The sequence below is a fragment of the Pedobacter sp. 05L430 genome (genome assembly GCF_056397585.1).
Window position 1 is genome coordinate 1 of record NZ_JBFTNT010000295.1, and the last position, 5,171, is coordinate 5,171.

General features: G+C 36.8%; 7 protein-coding genes. 4 read left to right on the forward strand and 3 right to left on the reverse strand.

Annotated features, from left to right (window positions below; all coding sequences use genetic code 11):
* The 3 genes from AC1DG9_RS22885 to AC1DG9_RS22895 form a co-directional block, all read right to left on the reverse strand.
* Positions 1-1,083: MATE family efflux transporter (locus AC1DG9_RS22885; protein WP_477635299.1), on the reverse strand; the 1,083-nt coding region annotated here is incomplete at its 3' end.
* Positions 1,084-1,134: 51 nt separating this feature from the next.
* Complete coding sequence (locus AC1DG9_RS22890; protein WP_172662960.1) at positions 1,135-1,758, reverse strand: AlbA family DNA-binding domain-containing protein; 624 nt, start codon at positions 1,756-1,758, stop codon at positions 1,135-1,137.
* Positions 1,759-1,786: 28 nt separating this feature from the next.
* Entirely contained in the window at positions 1,787-2,272 is a 486-nt protein-coding gene (locus tag AC1DG9_RS22895; protein WP_172662961.1) for a DUF4442 domain-containing protein, read from the reverse strand.
* Positions 2,273-2,351: 79 nt separating this feature from the next.
* On the opposite strand from AC1DG9_RS22895, the gene AC1DG9_RS22900 reads away from it, so the two are divergent.
* The 4 genes from AC1DG9_RS22900 (at position 2,352) to AC1DG9_RS22915 (ending at position 5,020) form a co-directional block, all read left to right on the forward strand.
* The gene (locus AC1DG9_RS22900) at positions 2,352-2,657 is read left to right on the forward strand and encodes a hypothetical protein (protein ID WP_048905364.1); all 306 of its coding nucleotides are present in this window, start codon (positions 2,352-2,354) and stop codon (positions 2,655-2,657) included.
* A gap of 72 nt (positions 2,658-2,729) precedes the next feature.
* Positions 2,730-3,323, forward strand: a complete 594-nt coding sequence (locus tag AC1DG9_RS22905; RefSeq protein ID WP_172662962.1) for a fasciclin domain-containing protein — start codon at positions 2,730-2,732, stop codon at positions 3,321-3,323.
* A gap of 140 nt (positions 3,324-3,463) precedes the next feature.
* The gene (locus AC1DG9_RS22910) at positions 3,464-3,658 is read left to right on the forward strand and encodes a coproporphyrinogen III oxidase (protein WP_477635300.1); all 195 of its coding nucleotides are present in this window, start codon (positions 3,464-3,466) and stop codon (positions 3,656-3,658) included.
* 138 nt (positions 3,659-3,796) lie between these two features.
* Entirely contained in the window at positions 3,797-5,020 is a 1,224-nt protein-coding gene (locus AC1DG9_RS22915; protein ID WP_477635301.1) for an MFS transporter, read from the forward strand.
* The last annotated feature ends 151 nt before the right edge of the window (positions 5,021-5,171 follow it).

The window sequence follows — 5,171 nt, forward strand, 5'->3', positions numbered from 1 at the left end:
AGCGGCAATACTGATTACGGCGTTATCTTCTGTATAAAGAAAGGGCAGTAGGTTATTTGCCAGTACAAAAAACAATGCGGTAACAGTCATAAACAAAAGTATTACGTGGTAACTTGCAATGGCTGATTGCCTAAGGTCTTTAAAATTGCTTTTCCCAAAGTTATTGCCTGTTTTAATAGTAGCTGCAGAGGCAATTCCACTCGCCATCATATAGGTAATAGAGGCAAGGTTTATAGCTACCTGATGGGCAGCTTGTTCTACAGCCCCTATGGTTCCGATTAGTATAGCTGCTCCGCTAAAAGCACTAATTTCAAAGGAATACTGCAGTGCAACCGGCGCACCAATTTTAACAATTTTAAATGCTCTTACCTTATCAAAAAAGGTGGCCTTAAATTGCTTAATATAAACCTTAAAAACAGCTGACCGTAAAACATATATAGTCATTACTATAGCCATAACCGTACGATCTATCAAAGTACTTAGGCCTACACCTTTTACGCCCATAGGAGCTATGCCAAACATCCCCTTAACAAAAATGACTCCCAAAATAATATTAATCACGTTACCCCAGATAGACACGAACATTGCTTGTTTTGTAAAGCCCAATCCTTCGGCAAACTGTTTGAAAGTTTGAAATATCATTAACGGGATAATAGAGAAACCAAGCAAACCCAGATACGGTTTTGCATAAGCAACAACTTCGGGCGACTGCCCGATATGATCTATTACCATCAAAGTCCCTAAATGAACAAAGGCATATAGCAATAAAGAGATAGAGAAATTTATAATTAAGCTATTAGAAAGCAGCTTACCACATTCATCGTAATTTTTACGGCCATTCTCTTGAGCTATCAGAGGTGTTAATCCATAAGCTATCCCCATACCTAAAACCAGGATCAGCATAAACAGACTATTCACTAATGATACAGCAGCAAGCTGAATTGTTCCAGCAAAATGACCAACGATAACACTGTCTGCCAGGTGTGCAAGGGTATGGCCCAGCTGAGAAACAACAATAGGCATTGCCAATCGTAAATTATCAGAATAATAAGGTTTGTACTTAGTGTATAAGGTATTCAACATTTTAGCAAAAGTCGGTTATTTTGTTGTGATTTATGAAAACATAGCCACCTTTTATACAGTAGTAAAGAATTCTTCCTTATCTGACGTGTGAGGTTTTATAACGCCACTTAGAATTAAGCTTACCAATATCTTTTGAGCTTGCCGATAGGAGCTGCGTGTAAGCTTACTAAACTGCTTAAGCGTTATCCTCCCTTCAAGATTAAGATGCTCAAATAATTTCTTTTCCTGCTCTGTATAAGTAATCAACTGGCCGTTGACTTTACTACTTTTTTTAATCACATCAACGATGATCTTGCTGGCCAAAATGCTTTTATCATTTACCCGATAATAAACCCACCATTTTTTATTTTCATCAAGCGCATAATGAGGTTTAGTATCACTTTCGGCAATTTTCACAACCAATACTAATTTGTCATCAATATATATTTCCTCAAATTCAGGTTCTATTGCAGGTTTACAGAACTGATGGGCAGACTTGGTGATCATATAACGCTCTTCATCTTCAGATTTTACGCCTTTAATACTACCATCATCAGCTACACCAATAAGCAATTGGCCTCCTTTATTATTAGCAAATGCAACCAGACTCTTAGCAATCTTTTCGTTGTTTGTAATCGTCTTTTTGAAATCCAGTGTAGTTCCTTCGCCCTGCAAAATTAGTTTCCTGATATTCATTTGTATATTTTCTTAAGCGAATGGTAATTTAATAAGCTATTCTTGGTTGTTCGCCCTGATGAAGGTTCCTAACGTAAACTTCGTTTAATACTGTGGCGCATATTTCACCTTCAGCATTGGTTATTTCCATTGGATAGGCTTTTATAAATTTCCCAGAAGTGTTTAAAGTCTCAATAGCCTCATTCAACATATCATCTGTAACTTTTATCGTAAAGTATAAATTGCCCCGACCAGGTTTTAAATACTGTATTGAAGCACTTTTTAACCAAACCCTTACCTTAAATCCTTCTCTTTGGAGCAGCTGATCAAACAGCAATGCATAAAATGGATCAGTTGCAGCATATATAGTACCTCCAAATATAGAGCCGTTATAATTCTTATTAAAAATGCTCTTGTTAATTTTTACATCAACTCCTCTAAATCCTTTATGAAATCTTTTAACCCATATGCGCTGGAACAGCATAGGAGGGTACAAGCACAATCCCCATTTAAGGGTTTTCTCTGATACAACCATGATGCTTAAATATCAGAAAGTTTATTGAACTATGAAATTTTATGTGGCAGGATAAAGTAAATTTTTAGTAAATTAGAGTATGTATATATACGATACCCTTACAGCAGCTGTATCTGACCTTGAGAAGCGAGGTTATGAATACGATTTTACGCTTAACTCTGACTTCTTGGAGTGTAAAGCAATTGACATGAAATTGATGCCTGAGGAGTTTGAGATTGATGAATTTTACAGGTTTGAAGGCATGAACGACCCAGACGATAGTGCCGTGATCTACGCCATATCATCTCCGGTAGGTAATTTAAAAGGGGTATTAATTGATGCTTACGGTGCCTACGCAGAAAATGTTTCTCCTGAATTGCTCGATAAATTAAAAATGCATCAATAAAAATCTGCTTTGTTGTTATTCTCGTTTATATGTTAAATAAAACGAAAATCTAAAACAACAAAACTAAATTTTATGAAAAAGCAATTTTTAAGTTTAAGCGCAGGGGTGGCATTACTGGCTCTTGTTTCTGCTTGTAATTCTTCTAAAACTGCCGATACAATGAACGATAGTTCAATGATGGACACGTCTGTTGTTGACACAACTATAGCTACCGAAAATGGGGTTAAAGTTGGTGGCGCCGTGATGGTTCCGTCTAAAAATATTGTAGAAAATGCTTTAGGATCAAGCGATCATACTACATTGGTTGCAGCTGTTAAAGCAGCCGGACTGGTTGAAACGCTAAGCGGAACAGGCCCATTTACGGTGTTTGCACCTACAAACGAAGCATTTGCTAAATTGCCTGCAGGTGCGGTTGATAATTTATTGAAACCGGAAATGAAAAAAGATCTTACCAATGTACTAACTTATCATGTGGTTTCGGGTAGCTATAAATCTTCTGATTTAAAAAATGGAATGGAGCTTACAACGGTTCAGGGTCAGAAAATCAAGCTAACTGAGAAAAACGGTGAATGGTGGGTTAACGATGCCAAAATCACTATTCCAGATGTAATTTCCAGTAACGGTGTAACTTATGTAATAGACGGTGTTTTGATGCCAAAAAAATAAATAATTGTTAATTTTTTAAAGGCTTTTCTGGTAAAACAGGAAGGCCTTTTTTTGTGTTTTTAACTAACCAGTTTTAAATTATTTAAAACTTTTATGGGTTGACCTTGTTGATTGTCCAGTACTTATATAAAAATAATCCTATGAAAAAGTTAATTTTAAGTCTTGCTTTTGCGGGCTCGGTTATAATAGCCACTTCAGCATGCAACTCAACGAAGAATGTATCAGGTACTTCAGATAGTACCTCAACAGACACAACAATGAAACCCGTGGATACTGCTAAAACAGTTCCGGCTGACACTACTAAATTACCTCCAGATRCAACTGTAAAACCTTAGTAATAGAAATCTTAGGTAAATAACGAGCAATAATTCAAACATGTATCGGGGCTAAATTCTTCGATACATGTTTTTTTATCAAAATGTTTTATCATAAATAAAATTTGTTTGTATTTTCAGCAACCAAACAAACTTTGTATGATTAACAGCAAACAGAATAAAAGTGTATTTTTTTTAATCCTGGTGGCCGCCCTAGGCTATTTTGTAGACATATACGACCTTCTTTTATTCCTTATTATCAAAAACAAAAGCTTATCGTCATTAGGAGTTCCGACAGACAAAATTACCGAAACAGGCCTTTATCTGATGAACTGGCAAATGGCGGGGCTACTTATTGGAGGTATATTCTGGGGTATTCTCGGAGATAAAAAAGGAAGGTTGTCTGTACTTTTTGGCTCCATAATCATGTATTCCCTTGCTAATATTGCGAACGGATTTGCGACAAGCATTCCGGTATATGCGGCGTTAAGATTTATTGCAGGAATAGGCTTAGCAGGAGAACTCGGTGCTGGTATTACGCTTGTAAGCGAAAGCATGAGTAAGGAAAAGAGGGGATATGGAACCATGTTGGTGGCGGGAATTGGCCTTATGGGTGCAGTAGCAGCATATATAGTTGGGGATCTTTTTGAATGGAGAACTGCATTTTTTGTGGGCGGAGGCCTGGGTATTGTGTTATTGCTTTTAAGATTTGGTGTTTTTGAATCTGGATTATTCGAAAAAATGTCTAAAAAAGAAGTTACCAAAGGAAACTTCTTCATGCTATTTTATCCCTGGAAGCRCTTCTCTAAATATTTAAGCTGTATCATTATCGCTGTGCCGCTATGGTTTGTAGTAGGGATTCTGGTTGGCATAGCCCCTGAATTTGGAAAAGCATTAAAGGCCGTGGATGTTCTAGACAACGGAAAGGGTGTAATGTTTACCTATATAGGAATTTCACTAGGTGATTTCTTAAGCGGTGCTTTAAGTCAGCTTTTCAAAACACGTAAAAAGATCGTTTTTATCTTTATTACCCTAACATTTTGCACCATGCTGGTATATCTGTTAAACACAGGATGGACAGCAACTGGTTTTTATATATTGTGCGTATTTTTCGGTTTGTTCACAGGATATTGGGTTGTATTCGTAACTATTGCAGCAGAACAATTTGGAACCAACCTGCGTGCCACAGTAACTACAAGTGTTCCAAATATGGTAAGAGGATCGCTAATCCTGGTTACGCTTTTATTTCAGTTTTTAGTGGTAAGAATGGGAATTATCAACGCAGCACTTTGTCTGGCAGTATTAACAGTAGGACTTGCATACATCGGTTTGTATAATTTGGATGAGACTTATAGTCGCGATTTGAACTTTGAAGAGGAGTAGTGTCAAAAAAATGTACTATCTGAAAATTAAAGGAATGATGCCTTTTTATTAAGGTTAACTTTGCGTGTATAGTTTTAAAGAAATGGTGTTTAAAGATAGAGTAGTAGCGGCTTATCAGCAAATTCAGGATCAGATTTGCAAAAGCCTGGAG